General features: G+C 62.0%; 9 protein-coding genes and 2 rRNA genes. 2 read left to right on the top strand and 9 right to left on the bottom strand.

The annotated features are described in order from the left end of the window. Positions 1 to 117: 117 nt before the first annotated feature. From LFT47_RS03430 to LFT47_RS03410, 5 genes are all read right to left on the bottom strand, one after another. Positions 118 to 3,257 (bottom strand): 23S ribosomal RNA (locus LFT47_RS03430). 559 nt (positions 3,258 to 3,816) lie between these two features. Next, positions 3,817 to 5,339 (bottom strand): 16S ribosomal RNA (locus tag LFT47_RS03425). The 16S and 23S rRNA genes sit together here, the layout of an rRNA operon. Positions 5,340 to 5,830: 491 nt before the next feature. Next, the gene (locus tag LFT47_RS03420) at positions 5,831 to 9,517 is read right to left on the bottom strand and encodes a 1,4-alpha-glucan branching enzyme (RefSeq protein WP_442863432.1); all 3,687 of its coding nucleotides are present in this window, start codon (positions 9,515 to 9,517) and stop codon (positions 5,831 to 5,833) included. Position 9,518: 1 nt separating this feature from the next. Next, positions 9,519 to 11,315: a maltose alpha-D-glucosyltransferase gene (gene treS / locus LFT47_RS03415; protein ID WP_236815257.1), complete on the bottom strand. Its 1,797-nt coding sequence runs from the start codon at positions 11,313 to 11,315 to the stop codon at positions 9,519 to 9,521. Between the two features lie 5 nt (positions 11,316 to 11,320). Continuing rightward, positions 11,321 to 13,399, bottom strand: coding sequence for an alpha-1,4-glucan--maltose-1-phosphate maltosyltransferase (locus LFT47_RS03410; protein ID WP_272909605.1), 2,079 nt, complete (start codon positions 13,397 to 13,399; stop codon positions 11,321 to 11,323). 131 nt (positions 13,400 to 13,530) lie between these two features. Between LFT47_RS03410 and glgP the strand changes: the two genes are divergently transcribed. Beyond that, positions 13,531 to 16,149 carry an alpha-glucan family phosphorylase gene (gene glgP / locus LFT47_RS03405; RefSeq protein ID WP_236815243.1) on the top strand — a complete coding sequence of 873 codons (2,619 nt, stop codon included), beginning with the start codon at positions 13,531 to 13,533 and terminating at the stop codon, positions 16,147 to 16,149. Positions 16,150 to 16,191: 42 nt separating this feature from the next. Here the strand turns inward: glgP and LFT47_RS03400 are convergent, their stop codons facing one another. After that, entirely contained in the window at positions 16,192 to 16,551 is a 360-nt protein-coding gene (locus tag LFT47_RS03400) for a barstar family protein (protein WP_236815235.1), read from the bottom strand. 5 nt (positions 16,552 to 16,556) lie between these two features. After that, entirely contained in the window at positions 16,557 to 18,665 is a 2,109-nt protein-coding gene (gene glgX, locus LFT47_RS03395) for a glycogen debranching protein GlgX (RefSeq protein WP_236815233.1), read from the bottom strand. Positions 18,666 to 18,945: 280 nt separating this feature from the next. Between glgX and LFT47_RS03390 the strand changes: the two genes are divergently transcribed. After that, positions 18,946 to 19,758, top strand: a complete 813-nt coding sequence (locus LFT47_RS03390) for a carbon-nitrogen hydrolase family protein (RefSeq protein ID WP_236815231.1) — start codon at positions 18,946 to 18,948, stop codon at positions 19,756 to 19,758. A 124-nt stretch (positions 19,759 to 19,882) separates the two neighbouring features. Here the strand turns inward: LFT47_RS03390 and rlmB are convergent, their stop codons facing one another. After that, complete coding sequence (gene rlmB, locus LFT47_RS03385; RefSeq protein WP_236815229.1) at positions 19,883 to 20,878, bottom strand: 23S rRNA (guanosine(2251)-2'-O)-methyltransferase RlmB; 996 nt, start codon at positions 20,876 to 20,878, stop codon at positions 19,883 to 19,885. A 79-nt stretch (positions 20,879 to 20,957) separates the two neighbouring features. Continuing rightward, entirely contained in the window at positions 20,958 to 22,421 is a 1,464-nt protein-coding gene (gene cysS / locus LFT47_RS03380) for a cysteine--tRNA ligase (RefSeq protein WP_236815226.1), read from the bottom strand. Between the last annotated feature and the right edge of the window lie 25 nt (positions 22,422 to 22,446).

Below are 22,446 nucleotides of genomic sequence, written 5' to 3'. Positions count from 1 at the left end.
TGCGGGGTGGGAAGACTGGTGGTTACAACTGTGGTGTTGTTATTCAGTTGTGGTTTGTTCCGGAACGGGTTGTTGTTCGGGAACCACATAGTGGACGCAAGCAGTGATCGTGTTTGTGTGGTGTAAGTTGTCGGCCTATTAGTACCGGTCAGCTTCAACAGTCTTTAGTCCTGTCTTCCACATCCGGCCTATCAACCCAGTGGTCTGGCTGGGGGCCTCTCACACACGAGGTGTATGGAAATCTCATCTTGAAGCGAGCTTCCCGCTTAGATGCTTTCAGCGGTTATCCCATCCGAACGTAGCTAATCAGCGGTGCACTTGGCAGTACAACTGACACACCAGAGGTTCGTCCGTCCCGGTCCTCTCGTACTAAGGACAGCCCTTCTCAAATTTCCTGCGCGCGCAGCGGATAGGGACCGAACTGTCTCACGACGTTCTAAACCCAGCTCGCGTACCGCTTTAATGGGCGAACAGCCCAACCCTTGGGACCTACTCCAGCCCCAGGATGCGACGAGCCGACATCGAGGTGCCAAACCATGCCGTCGATATGGACTCTTGGGCAAGATCAGCCTGTTATCCCCGAGGTACCTTTTATCCGTTGAGCGACGGCCATTCCACAATGTACCGCCGGATCACTAGTCCCGACTTTCGTCCCTGCTTGAGATGTCTCTCTCACAGTCAAGCTCCCTTGTGCACTTACACTCGACACCTGATTGCCAACCAGGCTGAGGGAACCTTTGGGCGCCTCCGTTACTTTTTAGGAGGCAACCGCCCCAGTTAAACTACCCATCAGGCACTGTCCCTGACCCGGATCACGGGCCGAAGTTAGATGTCCAAAGTGACCAGAGTGGTATTTCAACGATGACTCCACCCGAACTGGCGTCCGGGCTTCAACGTCTCCCACCTATCCTACACAAGCCACTCCGAACACCAATACCAAACTATAGTAAAGGTCTCGGGGTCTTTCCGTCCTGCTGCGCGTAACGAGCATCTTTACTCGTACTGCAATTTCGCCGAGTTTATGGTTGAGACAGCGGGGAAGTCGTTACTCCATTCGTGCAGGTCGGAACTTACCCGACAAGGAATTTCGCTACCTTAGGATGGTTATAGTTACCACCGCCGTTTACTGGGGCTTAAATTCTCAGCTTCGCCTTGCGGCTAACCGGTCCTCTTAACCTTCCAGCACCGGGCAGGAGTCAGTCCGTATACATCGTCTTGCGACTTCGCACGGACCTGTGTTTTTAGTAAACAGTCGCTTCCCCCTGGTCTCTGCGGCCCCGATCCCCTCCCACCAGCAAGTGGTGTTCAAGGTTGGGGCCCCCCTTCTCCCGAAGTTACGGGGGCATTTTGCCGAGTTCCTTAACCATAATTCTCTCGATCGCCTTGGTATTCTCTACCTGATCACCTGTGTCGGTTTGGGGTACGGGCGGCTGGAACCTCGCGCCGATGCTTTTCTAGGCAGCATAGGATCACCGGATCCCCCCATGACGGGGGTCCCATCAGATCTCAGGAACGTCATCAAAGACACAGCGACGGATTTGCCTATCGCTGACCCTACATCCTTAGACCGGGGCAACCATCGCCCGGCCCGGCTACCTTCCTGCGTCACACCTGTTAATACGCTTACCTCCCGGGATCAGGTCCCGCGCTCGGCCAAAACCCGCACACCACAAGGGTGATTGGGCAGGCTCCGGGCGGTTAGTATCCCCCGCTTGGCATGGGCGGTCCTTCGCCGGTACGGGAATATCAACCCGTTGTCCATCGACTACGCCTGTCGGCCTCGCCTTAGGTCCCGACTTACCCAGGGCAGATTAGCTTGACCCTGGAACCCTTGATCATTCGGCGGACGGGTTTCTCACCCGTCTTTCGCTACTCATGCCTGCATTCTCACTCGTGTAGGCTCCACCGCTGGTTTACACCGCGACTTCACCGCCCACACGACGCTCCCCTACCACTCCAGACGACTGAACCACGAAGGCTTGTCTACTATCTGAAATCCACAACTTCGGCGGTGTACTTGAGCCCCGCTACATTGTCGGCGCGGAATCACTTGACCAGTGAGCTATTACGCACTCTTTCAAGGATGGCTGCTTCTAAGCCAACCTCCTGGTTGTCTTCGCAACTCCACATCCTTTCCCACTTAGCACACGCTTAGGGGCCTTAGTTGGTGGTCTGGGCTGTTTCCCTCTCGACTATGAAGCTTATCCCCCACAGTCTCACTGCTGCGCTCTCACTTACCGGCATTCGGAGTTTGGCTGACGTCAGTAACCTTGTAGGGCCCATCGGCCATCCAGTAGCTCTACCTCCGGCAAGAAACACGCAACGCTGCACCTAAATGCATTTCGGGGAGAACCAGCTATCACGGAGTTTGATTGGCCTTTCACCCCTACCCACAGCTCATCCCCTCCATTTTCAACTGAAGTGGGTTCGGTCCTCCACGACGTCTTACCGTCGCTTCAACCTGGCCATGGGTAGATCACTCCGCTTCGGGTCTAGATCACGCCACTACACTCGCCCTGTTCAGACTCGCTTTCGCTACGGCTACCCCACACGGGTTAACCTCGCGACGTAACACTAACTCGCAGGCTCATTCTTCAAAAGGCACGCCGTCACCAGAATCAGACTGGCTCCGACGGATTGTAAGCACACGGTTTCAGGTACTGTTTCACTCCCCTCCCGGGGTACTTTTCACCTTTCCCTCACGGTACTGGTCCGCTATCGGTCATTAGGAAGTATTTAGGCTTATCAGGTGGTCCTGACAGATTCACACGGGATTTCTCGGGCCCCGTGCTACTTGGGATCCTCTCCAGGCGGCACACAACATTACGGTTACGGGGCTAACACCCTCTCCGGCCGGCCTTTCAAGACCGTTCACCTATGTCCATGCTCTCACCCCACCGGTCCGGCAGAACCAGTACGGAAAGTCCCACAACCCCGCCCATGCAACGCCCGCCGGCTATCACACATGGAACGGTTTAGCCTCATCCGCGTTCGCTCGCCACTACTAACGGAATCACTCTTGTTTTCTCTTCCTGCGGGTACTGAGATGTTTCACTTCCCCGCGTTCCCCCCACGCACCCTATGTGTTCAGATGCGGGTCACCAGATCACGCAAAACGCGTCTGGCGGGGTTTCCCCATTCGGACATCCTGGGATCACCGTTCGGTTATCAACTCCCCCAGGCTTATCGCAGATTCCTACGTCCTTCTTCGGCTCCTAATGCCAAGGCATCCACCGTGTGCCCTTAAAAACTTGACCACACAAGATCAAAAAACTTCTCGAGAGAACCAGACCCCCCACAAGGAAGGGCCGGGTTCATAAAAAGAAATTGCTGTAAGACACACACACCCCACCACCCCCCAAAAAAGGAGACAATGACCATGCGCGTGCCTAGATGCTCGCGTCCACTATGTAGTTCTCAAACAACAACCCCGTACCACACCCCCCGCACCGGCCACCCAAAAAGGGACAACCACCAAACGCACGGAAACAATGCAGCCAGGAAACCAGAAACACACAAACCCGCACCACGGAACCACGCAACCCAAACAGGCCACACACTCCCACGCCACGGCCCTGTTGCCTCAGGACCCAACAGTGTGCCAAACACGAAAACCGGACAACCCCCACCCGCACCGTTCCAAAACACTCGAAAGCATCCGTACTAGGGGCAGGAAAGAACCAACCGGCCGCTATCTGCTGATATTCCACCCATGAGCACCCACCGCAGAACAGACGCCTGCGCAATGGGCTTTGCTTCCACACACCCCCCACCCCGCCATGCGGCAGGACAGGAAGCGATAATGGTGCTCCTTAGAAAGGAGGTGATCCAGCCGCACCTTCCGGTACGGCTACCTTGTTACGACTTAGTCCCAATCGCCGGTCCCACCTTCGACGGCTCCCCCCACAAGGGTTAGGCCACCGGCTTCGGGTGTTACCAACTTTCGTGACTTGACGGGCGGTGTGTACAAGGCCCGGGAACGTATTCACCGCAGCGTTGCTGATCTGCGATTACTAGCGACTCCGACTTCATGGGGTCGAGTTGCAGACCCCAATCCGAACTGAGACCGGCTTTTTGGGATTAGCTCCACCTCACAGTATCGCAACCCTTTGTACCGGCCATTGTAGCATGCGTGAAGCCCAAGACATAAGGGGCATGATGATTTGACGTCGTCCCCACCTTCCTCCGAGTTGACCCCGGCAGTCTCCTATGAGTCCCCGCCATCACGCGCTGGCAACATAGAACGAGGGTTGCGCTCGTTGCGGGACTTAACCCAACATCTCACGACACGAGCTGACGACAACCATGCACCACCTGTAAACCGACCGCAAGCGGGGCACCTGTTTCCAGGCGTTACCGGTTCATGTCAAGCCTTGGTAAGGTTCTTCGCGTTGCATCGAATTAATCCGCATGCTCCGCCGCTTGTGCGGGCCCCCGTCAATTCCTTTGAGTTTTAGCCTTGCGGCCGTACTCCCCAGGCGGGGCACTTAATGCGTTAGCTACGGCGCGGAAAACGTGGAATGTCCCCCACACCTAGTGCCCAACGTTTACGGCATGGACTACCAGGGTATCTAATCCTGTTCGCTCCCCATGCTTTCGCTCCTCAGCGTCAGTTAATGCCCAGAGACCTGCCTTCGCCATCGGTGTTCCTCCTGATATCTGCGCATTTCACCGCTACACCAGGAATTCCAGTCTCCCCTACATCACTCTAGTCTGCCCGTACCCACTGCAGAACCGGAGTTGAGCCCCGGTCTTTCACAGCAGACGCGACAAACCGCCTACGAGCTCTTTACGCCCAATAATTCCGGATAACGCTTGCGCCCTACGTATTACCGCGGCTGCTGGCACGTAGTTAGCCGGCGCTTCTTCTGCAGGTACCGTCACTTTCGCTTCTTCCCTACTGAAAGAGGTTTACAACCCGAAGGCCGTCATCCCTCACGCGGCGTCGCTGCATCAGGCTTCCGCCCATTGTGCAATATTCCCCACTGCTGCCTCCCGTAGGAGTCTGGGCCGTGTCTCAGTCCCAGTGTGGCCGGTCACCCTCTCAGGCCGGCTACCCGTCGTCGCCTTGGTAGGCCATTACCCCACCAACAAGCTGATAGGCCGCGAGTCCATCCAAAACCGCAAAAGCTTTCCACCACCACACCATGCGGTGAGCGGTCGTATCCGGTATTAGACCCAGTTTCCCAGGCTTATCCCAGAGTCAAGGGCAGGTTACTCACGTGTTACTCACCCGTTCGCCACTAATCCCCCCAGCAAGCTGGAGATCATCGTTCGACTTGCATGTGTTAAGCACGCCGCCAGCGTTCATCCTGAGCCAGGATCAAACTCTCCGTTGAAGTAAAACAAAAACAGACACAACCACAACCACCGGAAATAACGGCAGAACGGCTGCACAAAATTTGAAACCAGCTGTAAAAAACCAGCCCCGCACCACGGAGGTGACACAGGACCAGCCAAAACAACCAATTTAATAAAAAATCGGTATCAACAAACTTGGCACACTATTGAGTTCTCAAACAACAGACACACCCGGCACCACCCACACCCCAAAGGGCCCAGACTCGCTCCGGAGCAACTTTTCAAACTTACCGGCTGCTTTCCTCCTAGTCAAATCGGCGTTCTTGACTTGATCTTCACGAGGAACTCAGTCAACTTCACCGATCTCCACTGGGGAGCAGCGCGGGTACTAACTATACCACCAGTTCGCCGGGGAGGCAAAAACCCCGTCAGGCGGCTTGCTGCGCTTCAGCGGTCGTCCGCTAGGTCCGCGCAAAGGGCCCGGAAACTCAAGGCTTCCGGACCCTTCACCATCAGAGAAGCAGAACAACTACCCCACAGGCATGAACCAGGAAGCTCCGAGCGGCGGCAGCGTGACGGTCAGCGCCGCAGGCAATCCTTCCGCCCCGGGTGCGGTGGCAAGCAGTTCGCCGCTGTTGATCACGCCCGAGCCTCCGTACACCTCGGCGTCAGTGTTGAGCACTTCCTGCCATGCGCCGGCGGACGGGACGCCGAGCACATAGTCATGGTGCGGGCCTCCCGAGAAATTCACGGCGCACACCAGGGGGTTGCCGTCGTGGTCCCACCGGATGAAGGTCAGTACGTTGCGGTCAGCATCCGCGCCGTTGATCCACTGGAAACCGCCTGGCTCGTTGTCCCGGACATGAAGTGCCGGCGTCGAGCTGTACAGCGTGTTCAACTCGCGGGTGAGCAACTGGAGTCCGCGATGCGCCGGAATGTCGGCAAGGAACCAGTCGAGCCCGTGCTGTTCGGACCATTCGGCCTCTTGGCCGAATTCGGTGCCCATGAAGATGAGCTGCTTGCCCGGGTGCGCCCACTGGTAAGCCATGAACACCCGCAGGTTGGCAAGCTGCTGCCAGCGGTCGCCGGGCATCTTGCGCAGCATGGATCCCTTGCCGTGCACTACCTCGTCGTGGCTGATGGGCAGCAGGAAGTTCTCCGTGAAGGCGTAGACCATGGAGAACGTCACCGTACCGTGGTGCCAGCGGCGGTTCACCGGGTTTTCGGAGATGTACTTGAGGGAATCGTGCATCCAGCCCATGTTCCATTTGAGGCCAAACCCGAGGCCGCCATGGTTGGTCGGCGCTGTAACGCCCGGGAACGCCGTAGATTCTTCTGCGATGGTCACTGCCCCGGGGTGGGTCTTGTAGATCGTGGCGTTGACCTCTTGGAGGAAGGAGATGGCTTCCAGGTTCTCGCGTCCACCGTGGACATTGGGGAACCACTCCCCCTCCTCGCGAGAATAGTCCCGGTAGAGCATGGAGGCCACGGCGTCCACCCGGAGCCCGTCGATGTGGAATTCCTCAAGCCAGTACAGGGCGTTCGCGACCAGGAAGTTCCGGACCTCGGTGCGGCCGAAGTCGAAGATGAGCGTGCCCCAGTCCGGGTGCTCACCAAGCCGGGGATCGGAGTGCTCGTACAGCGGTTCGCCGTCGAAGCGGGCGAGGGCCCAAGCGTCCTTCGGGAAGTGCGCGGGGACCCAGTCCAGGATGACGCCGATGCCCGCTTGGTGCAGTGAATCAACGAGGAACCGGAATTCGTCCGGATGCCCGAATCGTGAGGTCGGAGCAAAGTACGACGTGACTTGGTAGCCCCATGAACCGCCAAAGGGGTGCTCGGCGACCGGCATGAACTCGACGTGGGTGAAGCCAAGCCATTTCACGTAGTCCACGAGGTCCTTAGCCAGCTCTTTGTACCCGAGGCCAAGGCGCCAGGAACCAAGGTGGACTTCGTAGACGCTCATGGGTGAGTTGTGCGGGTCCCTGTTGGCGCGCGCCGTCATCCAGGCGTCGTCCTTGAAACGGTAGCCGGACTCCACCACGCGTGACGCGGTCAAGGGCGGAACTTCGGTGCCGAAGGCGAGCGGATCGGCTTTCTCCACCCAATGGCCGGCCTTCGTCAGCAGCTCGAATTTGTAGCACGCCCCTGCTACAACGCCCGGTATGAAGACTTCCCAGACTCCTGAAGACCCGAGTGAGCGCAAGGCGTGCTCACGCCCGTCCCAGGAGTTGAAGTCGCCCTTGACGCGGACTGCCTGCGCGTTGGGCGCCCAGACGGCGAAGGAGACGCCGTCCACGTCGCCGAGCGGGGAGCGGTAGTGCTGGACGTGGGAGCCCAGCGTGTCCCAGAGCCGTTCATGCCGGCCTTCGCCGATGAGGTGCAGGTCCACTTCGCCGACAGTTGGAAGGTAGTGGTACGGATCGTTGATCGTTACCGGCGCGGAATCGCCGTACACAACCTCCAGGCGGTAGTCCGGCACGTGGCCGTGCTGCAGCGGTTCGAGGACTGCCACCCAGATCCCGTCGGTCTCATGGGTCATCGGGATGGAACCGGCTTCGGTGACTACAGTTACCTCCGCCGCGAGGTGCTTGACCGTGCGGATCGTGACGTGACCGTGGTCGTCAAGGTGAGCGCCCAGCACCGAGTGCGGGGCGTGGTGCGCGCCAGCGGCCACCCGGCCCAGGGTAGCGGCGTCCACATACAGCGGGACTCGGGGCCGTTCGGTACGTGCTGAGCCTGTCATTTCCTTACCTTCCGATGTCGCCGCGGCATCCGTGCCGGGGCTCGTGTTTCCGAGGAGCTGCCGCGAAGCATTGACCGGAATGGGCAACCAGTCCGGCCTGTTCCGCAGCTCGTAGATCACCTCGTACAAGGCCTTGTCCAGCCACAATGCCACAAACAGCGGCGAGCGGCGGTCAATGGTTCCGGGGGTGATGTCGCTGTAGCCTGCCAGGAACGCCTCGGCGCAGTCCTCAACCCACGTGGCGGGAACCCGGGCGCCCGGGTTCTCGCGGATGGCCGCGCCGGCCGCGTAGTCGAAGGACCGCAGCATCCCGACGACGTCCCGCAGGGGAACGTCGGGAATATTACGGTGTTCGATCGGCCTCAGGGGTTCGCCTTCAAAGTCCAGGATCGCCCAACGGGCCGGCTCTCCCGCAGCGCCGGGCACCAAGAGGATCTGGCCGAGGTGCAGGTCTCCATGGATGCGCTGCAGCGTCCCGGCTTCCTTGCCCGACAGTTGCGTCAGGAGTGCCTCGAGCTGCTGCTCATGGGGCCCGACGGCGGTGCCCGCCTCAGCCCACGACTGGCGGACGCGCCGGGCTAATTCGGGCGCGATGTCCTGGCCCGGAACGCGTTCCCGGGCGGTTCCGAGGGTTTCCGCGAGCCGGAGGTGCACGGTGGCGGTCGCCTGGCCCAGTTGCCGGGCTTCGGCTGTAAAGTCGCTGCCCGATGCCGCGGCCTCGACGGCGAGGCGCCAAGCGTCCTGGCCGCCGGCAAGGAATTCGTGCGCGACGGCGAAATCCGCCGAGGCTGTGCCGTGGCGACCCAGGGGTGTCCGTACCTCCCACGTTCCCGTAATCCATCCAAGGGTGGACGGCACTTCCTTCGTACCTGCCGAGGTTAAGGCCGCGCCCACCTCCACCTCGGGGTTCTTGCCGACCGACACAACCCGGAAGATCTTCACGATCGCCGCCGACACGCCGTCGTCGACGATCACTGAAGTGTTGGACTGCTCGCCGGAAGAGACTCGTACGGATCCTGAGGCCGAGGGCAGCCGCAGGCTGCCCGGCACGGTATGTCCGCTCGCGGTGCACTCCCCCTCGCCGGGCTCGGCGGACGCCTGGCCCCGGATGAGATCGAGCCATACCGTCACGAAGTCAGGATCGTGGGGGGCGTCGTATACCCAGATAGCCGGATCCTCTTCGCTTGTTCCACCGATCTGGCCCACCAAGGCAGGTGCCAAAGCGGCCGAAGGCGCGGAACGAAAGCTAAGCGGTACTTGGATGATGTCGGTCTGCCTCCCGCCGTCGGCGGTTGCGTAAGCGACGGACAAAAGCTGGACCTCCGAGCCTGTCCCAAAGGCGGGCGCAGAAAGGGCGAACGAACCGACGAAATCCAGTTCGAATAACCCTGCCTTGACCGGAAACCAGCGCTGCCGGGGCAGCCATTCCTTGAGCAGGGAGGCCAGGACCGTGGTGGGCGCCATGAGACTCATGTCAGCCTTCGATGGAGAGCACTGGGATGGCCTGGGTGTACGGCGAGGAGGCGGTGGAACCCGCCGAACGTATCCGAAGCCAGAAGAAGTCGTGGCTTCCGAGCGTGAGGGTCAGGGAGCCGTCGGCGCCGATTCCCGGGAACGGTTGGCCTCCGAACACATCCCTCAAGCCTCTGCCGGCATATTCAGGGATATCCAAAGTGGCAGCAACCGGATGCTGAGACAGGTTGAAAACGCACAGGATCGATTCGGCGTCCTCGCCTTCCGGGTTGTCCTCCCGGAGTTCGCGCAAATAGGCAAGGACCACTTCATGGTCTGCCGGAACGTTCCGGTAGCCGCCTAGCCCGAAGGCCGCGTGGTTCCTCCGGACACTCAGGATCTGCCGTGTCCAGCGCAGGAGCGATCCGGAATGGGCGGCTTCGGCCTCGACGTTCGCCATGCTGTAGTTGTAGACCAACGACTGGATGACGGGCAGGTACAGCTTTCCGGGGTCGGCGTTGGAGAACCCTGCGTTGCGGTCCGGGTTCCATTGCATCGGAGTACGGACGGCGTCGCGATCGTCAAGCCAGATGTTGTCTCCCATCCCGATTTCATCCCCGTAGTACAAGAAGGGGCTGCCCGGAAGGGAAAGCAGCAACGCGTTGATCAGTTCGATCTCGGAGCGGGAATTGTCCAGCAGCGACGCAAGCCTGCGCCGGATCCCGATGTTGGCGCGCATTCGCGGGTCCGGGGCGTACCAGCCCAGCATGGCGGCACGTTCGTCGGAAGTGACCATCTCCAGGGTGAGTTCGTCGTGGTTGCGCAGGAAGGTGCCCCATTGGGCGCCGGCCGGGATTCCCGGGGTGTCCCGCAGCGTCTCGATGATGGGGGCGGCCTTCTGGTCGCGGAGCGCGTAGTACAGGCGCGGCATGATGGGAAAGTGGAAGGCCATGTGGCATTCCGGTTCTTCCTCCGTGCCAAAGTACTCGACGACGTCGTGCGGCGGTTGGTTGGCTTCGGCGATGATCACACGGCCCGGGTAGTTCTCGTCCACCATCTTCCGAAGGTCCCGCAGGAAACCGTGGGTGGCCGGCAGGTTTTCGCAATTGGTGCCCTCTTCTTCGAAGAGGTACGGGATGGCATCTGCCCGGAATCCGTCAATGCCTTGGTCCAGCCAGAACCTGACGACGTCGTGCAGAGCCTCGACGACCTTGGGGTTTTCGAAGTTCAGGTCGGGCTGGTGGCTGAAGAAGCGGTGCCAGAAGAACTGCCGGCGGATCGGATCGAACGTCCAGTTCGACTCTTCCGTATCCACGAAGATGATGCGCGCGTCCTGGTACTTCTCGTCGGTGTCACTCCACACGTAGAAGTCGCCGAACGGGCCATCCGGGTTCTTGCGTGACTCCTGGAACCAGGGGTGTTGGTCCGAAGTGTGGTTGAGCGGGAGGTCGATGATGACCCTGACGCCCCTCGCATGGGCTTCGGCCACGAGCCGCTTGAAGTCGCTGATGGTGCCGAACTCGTCCAAAACGGACGTGTAATCGGAAATGTCGTAACCACCGTCGCGCAAAGGCGAATCGAAGAACGGTGGCAGCCACAAACAATCCACCCCGAGCCACTGCAGATAATCCAGCTTGTCGATCAGTCCGTGGAAGTCACCGGAACCATCGCCATTTGCGTCCGCGAAGGCCCTCACCAGAACCTCGTAGAAAACAGCCTTTCGATACCAATGAGGGTCATGCTGAAGACCCGGGGCGTTCAGCTCGAAAGTGTTCTTCGGCGTGAAGTACTGATTTTGACCCTGCGGATTAAAGCTCACTAAGGCTACCTCCGGATATTGAGAATGTGTGCCGGTTCTTGATGGGCGTCCAGTCGGACGTAGTTGTACTCGCCCCACTCCCAGCTTTCGCCACTGACCAAATCATCCACCCAGAATCGTCCGTTGGCGGTGAAGTCGGAGGGATCCAGCGAAAGAGCGGAGAGATCCAGGGTCACGGTGCTTTCCCTGATGCCGTGGGGATCGACGTTGACCACGATGATCAAGGTGTCCTTGCTGCCGTCAGGCAAGGTCTTGTGCTTGGAGAACACGATGGTGGCGTCGTCCGTGCTGTGGTGCAAAGTCAGGTTCTGCAGGTCGCCCAGGGCGGGGTGGGCCTTCCTGATGGCGTTGAGCCGCGTGATGTACGGGGCGAGACTGTGCCCGGAAGCGGCTGCGGCATCCCAGTTGCGATCCTTGAACTCATATTTCTCGTTGTCGATGTACTCTTCGGCACCGGGACGCGCCACATGCTCGTACAGCTCGAATCCGGCGTACACACCCCAGAGCGGACTGGCCGTGGCTGCCAGTGCGGCGCGGATGCGGAACGCGGCCGGACCTCCGTATTGGAGGTATTCGGTGAGGATATCCGGGGTATTGACGAAGAAGTTGGGCCGGAAGTAGGCCGGGGATTCGTGGCTGACTTCCTGGAAATACGATTCCAGTTCGGTTTTGGTGTTCCGCCACGTGAAGTACGTGTACGACTGTTGGAATCCTGCCCGTCCGAGTGCGTGCATCATCGCGGGGCGAGTGAACGCCTCGGCGAGGAAAACGACGTCGGGGTACTTTTTGTTGACCTTGCCGATCAGCCATTCCCAGAACCACACCGGTTTGGTATGGGGGTTGTCCACGCGGAAAATCTTCACGCCGTGGCTCACCCAGAGGAAGACGATGCGCAGGATTTCCTTGGATAGTCCGGCGGGATCGTTGTCGAAGTTCAGCGGATAGATGTCCTGGTACTTCTTGGGCGGATTTTCGGCATAGGCGATGCTGCCGTCAACCCGAGTTGTAAACCATTCCGGATTTGTCTTCACCCAGGGATGGTCCGGGGCGGCCTGCAGCGCCAAGTCCAGAGCGACCTCGAGGCCCAGCTCGTTGGCGCGGGCCACAAAAGCGTCGAAATCCTCGAACGATCCCAATTCCGGGTGGATGGCGTCGTGGCCGCCGGCTTCGGAACCGATGGCCCACGGCGAGCCCGGATCCTGCGGACCCGGAGTCAACGTGTTGTTCCGTCCCTTGCGGTGCTGGAAACCAATCGGGTGGATGGGGGGCAGGTAGATGACGTCGAAGCCCATGTCCGCGACGGCGTCGAGCCTCTTGGCCGCTGTGGTGAAGTTGCCTGAAGTCCACGTTCCCGTGGTGGGATCAAGCACGGCACCTTCGGAACGGGGGAAGAATTCGTACCAGGCCCCGCGGCCGGCGAGGTCACGCTCCACGAGGAGCGGGTATTGTTCCGAGACGGTCACCAGTTCACGGATTGGCTGGCGCTCGACGACGGCCACGACCTCTGCGCTGAAGCCGTCGGCAAGGCGCTCCTCGTCACTCTTCGAAGTATCGGCGAGGCCTTCCGAGGCAGCGCGAAGGATGCGCTTGTCCGCCGCGCTTCGGGCGCTTTCGCCTGCCGCTTCAGCGAGCAGGGCGACACCCTCAGCGAGCATCAGCTCCACATCGATGCCCGCCTCGACCTTCACTTCCGCGTTGTGATGCCAGGTGCCGTAGCGGTCGTGCCAGGCTTCGATTGCGAAAGTCCAGGCTCCGGGCGCCGTCGGGGTCAGCAGGCCCTCCCAACGGTCAGTTCCCTTGCCACGCTCGCCCGGGGCCGGGGCGAGCCGGACACGTTGGCGTTCTTTGCCTTTGGGGTCCAGGAGGACGGCGCTCACCCCCAGCTGGTCGTGGCCTTCACGGAAGACCGTGGCGCCAACCACCAAATCTTCACCAGGCAAGGCCTTGGCCGGGAACCGGCCTTCCTCGATCACGGGCTGCACGGCCGTGATGGGGAATCTGCCGAATCTAAGACCTTCGGTGATACCCGTCTTCTGCTTGGACTTGGATGCTGAGCTGGATCGCGGTGCTGCAGTAGTGGTCACAACCTCGACGTTAGCGAGAAAAATCACATTTTGCGAAGAGGTGCCCCAGACTCTTCCGCGCAATGTGTCATTTACCTAAAAGAAACCGAAAGCTGTTCCTGCCGTCCACCGAGTGGATTAGTGTGACGCTCGTGAAGGCAATTCGAAGGTTTACCGTCCGTACCCTGCTCCCCGAGCCGATCCAGCCACTGGCGCGTCTCGCGATGAATCTGCGCTGGTCGTGGCACCGGCCTACCCGTGAAATCTTTGCGAGCCTTGACCAGGAATTGTGGGAGGAGAGCCGTCACGATCCAATAAGCCTCCTCGGGTCAATTAGCCGCGATCAGCTGGACCAGCTCGCTTCCAACAATGAACTTGTAGAGCGCGTCCAGCATGCGGCTGCGGACCTGGACCGGTACCTCAGTGAGCCGCGCTGGTACCAGGGGCTGGGTCCGGATGCTCCGGCGTGCATCGCCTATTTCTCGCCCGAGTTCGGCATCACCGAGGTGCTCCCGCAGTATTCGGGCGGCCTGGGGATCCTGGCCGGGGACCACCTGAAGGCCGCTTCGGACCTGGGCGTGCCGTTGATCGGCGTCGGGCTGCTCTACCAGGCGGGCTACTTCAAGCAGTCCCTGTCCCGCGACGCCTGGCAGCAGGAGACCTACCCTGTCCTGGACCCGGACGGCCTGCCACTGACGCTGTTGCGCGAACCGTCCGAGGACGGCACCGGCAAGCCGGTGACAATCTCGCTGCCGCTGCCCAACGGACGCAAGCTCAACGCGCACATCTGGCGGGCCGACGTCGGGCGGGTGCCGCTGCTGCTGCTCGATTCGAACGTTCCGGCCAACGACGACGCTGCGCGCGGGATCACGGACCGTCTCTACGGCGGCGGCGGGGACCACCGGCTGCAGCAGGAACTCCTGCTGGGCATGGGCGGGGTGAAGGCGCTGCGGGTCTACCAGCGCCTCACCGGCACCCCGGCCCCGGAAGTGTTCCACACCAACGAAGGCCACGCCGGGTTCCTGGGCATCGAACGCATCCAGGAACTCATGTCCGCCGAGGCCCCGCTGAGCTGGTCCGAGGCTCTCGCCGCGGGACGCGCGTCCACGGTGTTCACCACCCACACCCCGGTGCCGGCCGGCATCGACCGCTTCGAGGCCGTGCAGATCAGGCACTTCTTCGACGCCGGCCTTGCCCCGGACGTCCCGGTGGAAAAGGTCCTGGACCTGGGCCGGGAAAACTACGAGGGCGGCAACCCCGCGGTCTTCAACATGGCCGTCATGGGCCTGCGCCTGGCGCAGCGGGCCAACGGCGTGGCCAAACTCCACGGGGTGGTCTCCCGCGAGATGTTCTCCGGGCTCTGGCCAGGCTTCGACCACTCCGAAATCCCGATCACCTCCGTCACCAACGGCGTCCACGTACCCACCTGGGTGGACCCGCGCATCTCTGCCTTGGCCCGCCAGCAGTTTGGAAGCGAGGCCGAGGCCATGGGCCGGTGGGATCTTGCCTACAACGTCAGCGACGAGGACGTGTGGACGCTGCGGCGTCAACTTCGCGTGTCCCTCGTGGAGGATGTCCGGCGTCGGCTCCGGGCGGCGTGGAAGAAGCGCGGGGCGGCCGACGCGGAGCTGGGCTGGACGGACACCGTGCTGGACCCGGACGTGCTCACGATCGGTTTCGCCCGGCGCGTGCCCACCTACAAGCGCCTGACCCTCATGCTCCGGGACCCGGCACGCCTCAAGGCGCTGCTGCTGCACCCGAAGCACCCCATCCAGCTGGTCATCGCCGGCAAGTCCCACCCCGCGGACGACGCCGGCAAGAAGATGATCCAGGACCTGGTGAAGTTCACCGACGACCCCGCCGTCAGGCACCGGATCGTGTTCCTGCCCAACTACGACATCGCCATGGCACGGACCCTGTTCCCGGGCTGCGACGTCTGGCTGAACAACCCGTTGCGGCCGCTGGAGGCCTGCGGGACCTCCGGGATGAAGGCGGCCATCAACGGCTCGCTGAACCTTTCGGTCCTGGACGGCTGGTGGGATGAGATGTACGACGGCGAGAACGGCTGGGCGATCCCGACCGCGAACAACGACGCGTCCCCGACCGAACGCGATGACATCGAAGCCGCCGCGCTCTACGAGCTCCTGGAGACCCAGGTGGCCCCGCGCTTCTACGGCTCCACGGTCTCCGCGGACGCCGGCGCGGCCGGGCCCTCGCAATCGGGCCCGGAAGCAGTCCCGACGCACTGGGTGTCCATGATCAAGCACACCCTGGCCCACCTCGGCCCGGCGGTCTCGGCGGACCGGATGCTCCAGGACTACGTCAACACCCTCTACCGCCCGGCAGCGGAGTCAGGACGGCGTGCCGTGGCCGGCTCCTTCAAGGAAGCGAAGGAACTCGCGGCCTGGACCACCAAGGTCCGCAACGCCTGGCCGCAGCTGATCGTGGAACACGTCGATTCCATCGGCGTCTCCGAAGAACCCCAGATCGGCGACACCCTCCAGGTCAACGCCTACATCGCCCTCCACACCCTGACACCGGACGACGTCAGCGTCGAAGTGGCCTACGGACGGGCTGAAGAAAGCGATGAGTTGGAGGACATCACGGTGGCCGAATTGAGCTCATTCGAGGACCTAGGCAACGGGCGGCACCTGTTCACCGGGTCCATCCTGATCAACCGCTCCGGATCCTTCGGGTACACCGTCCGGGTCTTCCCGAAGCACCCCTCCCTGGCCTCGAAGGCCGAGCTGGGACTGATCGTCAACGCGTAGCGACAAGCTGGCCGGGTGGGCATCACCCCCCGGCCAGTCGAGCTACTGCTGGAAGACCGCTATGACAGCGAGGTCCCGCCCGGAGTAGAACTCGGCGTCCTGGAGGATTTCGCAAACCAACCCGAAGGACCGGTCCGTCCGGTAGGCCGCCGGGACCTGCCAAATCAGGGTGATGGGTGGTTGCTCGTCTTCGGACACACTGTCTGCGAAATCGTGGAGTGAATCGTTGAGCGCATCCAGGTCCACCCCTTCGTACTCGGGGAAATCGAGCACCTGGCCGAACACTTCCAGGACGCCCTCCCTGTTTGCTGCCGGGGGCACCATCACGGTGCGGCGGCCGGCGTCGGACACTTGTTCCTGTAGTTCTTCAAGTGTCCACGTGTCTGCCGAATAGATTTTCATGGTTCCTAGGTGCGGTAGATGTTGATGGTGTTGCCTTGGACGACTTCCCGTTCGCCTGCCGCAACGAGCGCTCCTTGCCTGCGGTCATTGAGCTCGGACGTTGTCAGCCTTAGTTCGAACATCCGGCTGCCGGTCCCGGATTCGGCGAGCAGTTTGGGCAGGACGACCTTTTGGTCATCCTTGTTCCCGTTGATCACAAGCAAGCCGCGGTAGGCGCCGCCTTCCGAGCTCACCAAGAGTTGCACAACACGCCGGGAGGGATCATGCCAACGGGCCGCCGTCATGGGCTGGCCCTTCTCATCAAACCAATCCAGGCCCGTCCCGCTGTCCGGGAAGCCGGCGTCCTGGGCTTGCAGGAACTCTTTCCGGAGCCGTATCACCCGTTTGGTGCTCCGCAGCATGTCATGCGATTCGGGTGTCTGGGTCCAGTCGATCCACGTCAGGGGGTTGTCCTGGCAATAGGCATTGTTGTTTCCCTGCTGTGTGCGTCCGAGCTCGTCGCCAGCGGTGATCATGGGTACTCCAATGGAGATCATCAAAGTGGTCATGAGGTTCCGCTTGGAAAGGGCACGGGCAGCGAGGATTGTCTCGTTTTCCGTGCGGCCTTCGAATCCGTGGTTATAGCTGAGGCTGTTGGTCTGCCCGTCGCGGTTTTGCTCGCCGTTGGCCTCGTTGTGCTTACGGTCGTAGGACACCAGATCGGTCAGGGTGAAGCCGTCGTGGGCCGTGACGAAGTTGAGCGAGGCGAGCCTGGAGCGTCCTGAAGGTTCAAAGACCCGGGCCGAGCCCGTCAAGGCGTCGGCGAGATCTCCCATGGTGCTTCCGGACATCCCGCCGTCGGCAGCGCCCCGCTCTGAGAGCCAAAAACGGCGCACGCCGTCGCGGAAATGATCATTCCAGTCCACCCATCCCTCGGGGAACCGCCCGGTCTGCCAGCCGCCATAGCCCACATCCCAGGGTTCGGAAATGAGCTTGGTCTTGGAAAGCACCGGGTCCTGGGCGATCCGTTTCAAGAATGGGTGCTCAGGGTCGAATTCATTGCCCGCATTGCGGCACAGCGTCACCGCAAGGTCGAAACGGAAGCCGTCTATGTGGAATTCGTCCGCCCAATATCGCAGCGAGTCAATGGCCAGGTCCACCACCCTGGGTTCGGCGAAGTTGAGGGTGTTGCCGCAGCCTGTCGTGTCAAGGTAACGGCCGTGGGCATCGTGGCGGTAGTACTGCCGCTCGCCCAGGCCCCTGAAACTGGAGGTATCGCCGTCGGGCCCGCCTTCCGCCGTATGGTTGTAGACGACGTCGAGGATCACTTCGATCCCCGCGGCATGCAAGAGCTTCACCATGCCCTTGAGCTCGTCCTGAACGGCGTGCGGCCCCGCCTGCTGGGCGGCTTGCGTGGCGTAGTCCGCGTGTGGCGCAAAGAACGCCGCAGTGTTGTATCCCCAGTAATTGGTCAGGCCCAAGTACTGCAGGTGCTGCTCGTCCATGTGGAAGTGGATGGGCAGCAATTGAACGGCCGTCACCCCTAATGAGTGGAAGTGCTCGATCATGGCCGGGTGTGCCATGCCCGCGTAGGTGCCGCGGAGGTGCTCGGGGATGTCCGGGTGCAGCATGCTTTGGCCGCGGACGTGGGCCTCGTAGACAATCGTGTCCCGCCACGGCGTGCGAAGCAGCCGATCGTCGCCCCAATCGAAAGCCGATTCCATCCGTACGGAGGTCAGCAGCTCTCCGCGCTGGTGCACCGCCTGGCCGTAGGGATCCAGCAACAGCTGCTCGGCGTCGTCGGCGTCAAAGTCCGGAGCAGGAACCGACAGTGGAATCGCGTCCTCGTGGGCCGCTGCGCGGAAGCCGTACCGGGTGCCGGGCGGCAGCCCGTCCACAATCCCGTGGTGCACGCCGTCCTCAAGGTTGGGCAGCGTGTGGACCTTCCAGGAGTCGCCGGGGGCTTTGTAGGCGATTTCGACTCGCGTGAGTCCTGGGGACCACACGGCGACGTTGACCCGGTCCGGCGAGGGGGTGCCACGGTCGGACTTCCCAGGCAGCGGAACACTCAGCCCGAGCGGCGACGGCCGCGAGGCGTCCACTGTAGATGCTGTGTCAAAAATCGGCATAACCATTAGTTGAGAGTTTAGTCTCCGACGCCAATTCTCCCTTCCCCGCGGCCCATATGACAGTGGCCAAGCCCGCCAGTCGGAACCAAGCTGGCGGCCCCTGCGAACGCAAACAAGCCGCTCACCTGCTGAAACGTCGAATCACCCGGCTCGTTGCGCTTTTCGTGAAACCGGTCGTTTGAGCGGATTGTGTCGATTGCGCCGAATGCGCGCGCCCGCGCGCATGAGTTCGTATCCTCGGCGCGGTCGTTGCATACTTTGGCTATACACCAATGTGGAGGTAATTGTGCGAATCGCCCTTGCTCAACTCATCAGCGGCCGCGAGCTGGCAGACAACCTGCTCCTGTTGGAAGGTTACGCCCGCCGGGCAAAAGAGGGCGGCGCCGAACTCGTGGTATTCCCGGAAGCGACTATGCGGGCGTTCGGGAATTCCCTGCTCGACATCGCGGAGCCCCTGGACGGGCCATGGGCCAGCCAGGTGCGGAAGATCGCCCAGGATCTTGGGATCGTGATCGTGGCCGGAATGTTCACCCCCGGACTGGCCTCCGACGGCAGCAGCAACGGCAAAGTCCGGAACACCCTGATCGCCACCGGGCCCGGGGTGGACACCAGCTACGACAAGATCCACCTCTTCGACGCCTTCGGCTTTGCGGAATCCGATACCGTCGACGCCGGCACGGATCCGGTGACGTTCGACGCCGGAGGCCTCACCTTTGGCCTGGCCACCTGCTACGACATCCGTTTCCCGGCCCTCTTCACCGCCAACGCCGACCGAGGCGCCGAGGTGAATATCGTCTCCGCTTCCTGGGGTGCCGGGCCTGGGAAGGCGGAGCAGTGGAAGCTGCTCGCGCGTGCCCGGGCGATCGACACCACGACCTTCGTGCTGGCGTGCGGCCAAGGCGATCCCGCGAGCCAGGGCCGTGAACCCAAGGGTGCGGCGCCCACCGGAGTGGGGCACTCCGTCGTCGTGTCCCCCTGGGGGAACGTGCTCGAAGAGCTCGACGCCGAACCCGGCCTCTTGTTCGCGGAGCTGGACGCCGCCGTCGTCGAGGAAGCGCGGGTCAGGCTTCCGGTCCTGGCGAACCGCCGCGACTTCTAACCCCGACTTCCAAGGGAACAGCAACGCTCGCTCACCAAAAGAAGTGAGCGAGCGTTGCCGTATTTGGCGCCATAAGTGAGCGAGCGTTGGCTTTTGGGCGGCGGCTGTGCCGCCATCCAACTGGCTATTTGGCTGCGCGCTGCCTTGAGATCTCATACAGCGAGATGCCCACGGCCATCGAGGCGTTGAGCGATTCCATCGCGGAGTCGATCGGGATGGAGATGATCTGGTCGCAGTTTTCGCGGACCAGGCGGCTGAGGCCCTTGCCCTCGGAACCCACCACAATGCACACGGGATCAGTGGCCAGGGCCAGATCCGGCAGCGAAACATCGCCGTCGCCGTCCAGGCCCAGCACGAAGATGCCCATCTGCTTGAACTGCTTGAGCGCGTTGTTCAGGTTGGCGGCGCGGGCCACGGGAACGCGGACCGCCGCGCCGGCGCTGGTCTTCCAAGCCGAAGCAGTGACGCCGACGGAGCGGCGCTCCGGGACAATCACGCCGTGGCCGCTGAAGGCGGAAACGGAGCGGATGATGGCGCCCAGGTTGCGCGGGTCGGTGATGCCGTCGAGCGCGACGAAGAGGGGCGCGTTGGGGATGTACCCCTTCTTCCACTTGGTGACCGTCTCTTCGGCGAGGTCGTAAGCGTCCTGGTATTCGTACGGCGGGATCTGCAGTACGAGGCCCTGGTGCACAGCGTCTTCGGTCATGCGGTCCAGCTCGGGCTTACCGGTTTCCAGCAGCGGGATGCCACGTTCGGCGGCGAGCTTGAGGGACTCCTTGACGCGGTCGTCCATCTCGATCCGAATGGCAACGTGCAGTGCCTTCGCGGGGATTCCGGCGCGAAGCGCCTCCACCACGGAGTTGCGTCCTGTGACGACTTCCTCAGTAGCGCGGCCCTTAGGGCCTGAGCGGGCGCCCGGATTGGAGCGGCTGGCGCCCCCGGCCGCGCGCTTCGCCGCGGAGCGCTCGGCAAGCTGCTTGCTCTTGTACGCCTTGTGGTACTCGCGGTCCTCAGCCTTGGGGGTTGGACCCCGGCCTTCGAGGGCCTTTCGACCGTGGCCACCGGTTCCGGTGGTGGGGCCCTTCTTGCTCTTGACAGCCCGGCGACCGTTGTTGGCCATGAATTCCACCCTTGATTGTGTTGAGTACGTCTGCAATCAAGTCTACTGAATCAACTTAAATCGGGACGACGGCGGTTTCTCAGTCCCGCTTGAGGCTCCAGCTGGCTCCATCGGCGCCATCCTCGACGGCGATACCGGCTGCTGCGAGAGTGTCGCGGATCGCGTCGGACGCCGCCCAATCCTTGTTGACCCGTGCCTCGGCGCGCGCCTGCAGCTGGGCTTCCACGAGGACCTCCAGGGCCTGGGCCGTCTCGGAGTTCTCCTGGACTTCGCCGCGGACGTCGTTCAGTCCAAGCACGGTGGTCATGGCCATCACGGCCTGGAGCGCCTGCGCGGCCGCGGCGTCGTCCCCGGACGCCAGCGCCGTGTTTCCCGCACGGACAGTCTCGTGCAGCGCGCCAAGGGCCTGCGGGACGTTGAGGTCGTCATCCATGGCAGAAGCAAAGGCGTCAGGCACGGGGCTCGACTCAGGGTGCGCGGCGAAATCACCACCGAACTTCTTGGAAGCCTTTGCAACAAAGCCATAGATCCGCTCCACTGCGGCCGCAGCCTCCTGGAGCGACGTGGGCCGGTAGTCCAGGACGGAGCGGTACTGCGCCTGGCCAAGGTAGTACCGGACAACGCGGGGACTCGCCAGCTCAAGCATCTCTCCGGGGCTCACTGTGTTGCCAACGGATTTGGACATCTTTTCGCCCTCATACGTGACCATGCCGTTGTGCAGCCAGAAGTTGGCGAATCCGTCACCCGCGGCCTGCGATTGTGCCATCTCGTTCTCGTGGTGCGGGAAGCGGAGGTCCAATCCGCCGCCGTGGATGTCGAATTGCTGGCCCAGGTACTTCGTGGCCATGGCGGAGCATTCAAGGTGCCAACCCGGCCGGCCTGTTCCCCACGGCGAAACCCAGCTCGCCGTCGTCGGCTCCCCGTCCTTGTAGCCTTTCCACAGCGCAAAGTCGCGCGGGTCGCGCTTCCTGTTGCTGAATTGGGGCTCGACGTCGGCGGCTCCCTGCATGTCGTCGATGTTCTGGCGGGTCAGCGAGCCGTACTTGCTCCAGGAGCGGACGTCGAAGTAGACGTCGCCGGAGTCGTCCAGCGCGGGATAGGCGTGGCCGCGGTCGATGAGCCTTTGAATGAGGGCGTGCATCTCCGGGATGTGGCCGGTGGCGCGAGGCTCGTAGGTGGGGCGGGAAACGCCCAGGACATCGTAGGCCTGCTCGAACTCCTGCTCGTAGCGGTAGGCCAGGGCCCACCATTCTTCCTCGGCCCTGGCTGTGGGTTCCTCGGCCCAGTCCGGCCCGAAGGACTGCGCCGACTTGGCGAGGATCTTGTCGTCGATGTCAGTGACGTTGCGGACAACGGTGACACGCAGGCCGCGGTATTCAAGCCAACGGGTCAACTGGTCGAAGGCGATCGCGGAACGCACATGTCCCACGTGCGGCATCCCCTGCACCGTGGCACCGCAGTAGTAGACGCTGGCCTTGCCGGCTTCAAGGGGAACGAAGTCGCGGACTTCGGCGGATGCAGTGTCGTAAAAGCGCAGGGTCACCGCTCCAGATTAGCGGATGCGCACC

The organism is Arthrobacter sp. FW306-2-2C-D06B, assembly GCF_021789175.1.
GTDB lineage: Bacteria > Actinomycetota > Actinomycetes > Actinomycetales > Micrococcaceae > Arthrobacter.
Note: the sequence above shows the minus strand (reverse complement) of the source record. Positions and strands in the feature narration are given on the sequence as shown.

Coding starts and splice junctions, on each gene's coding strand:
- rlmB (WP_236815229.1), bottom strand. CDS start 20,878: ATGGCCAACAACGGTCGCCGGGCTGTCAAGAGCAAGAAGGGCCCCACC.
- glgX (WP_236815233.1), bottom strand. CDS start 18,665: ATGGTTATGCCGATTTTTGACACAGCATCTACAGTGGACGCCTCGCGG.
- LFT47_RS03400 (WP_236815235.1), bottom strand. CDS start 16,551: ATGAAAATCTATTCGGCAGACACGTGGACACTTGAAGAACTACAGGAA.
- LFT47_RS03420 (WP_442863432.1), bottom strand. CDS start 9,517: ATGAGTCTCATGGCGCCCACCACGGTCCTGGCCTCCCTGCTCAAGGAA.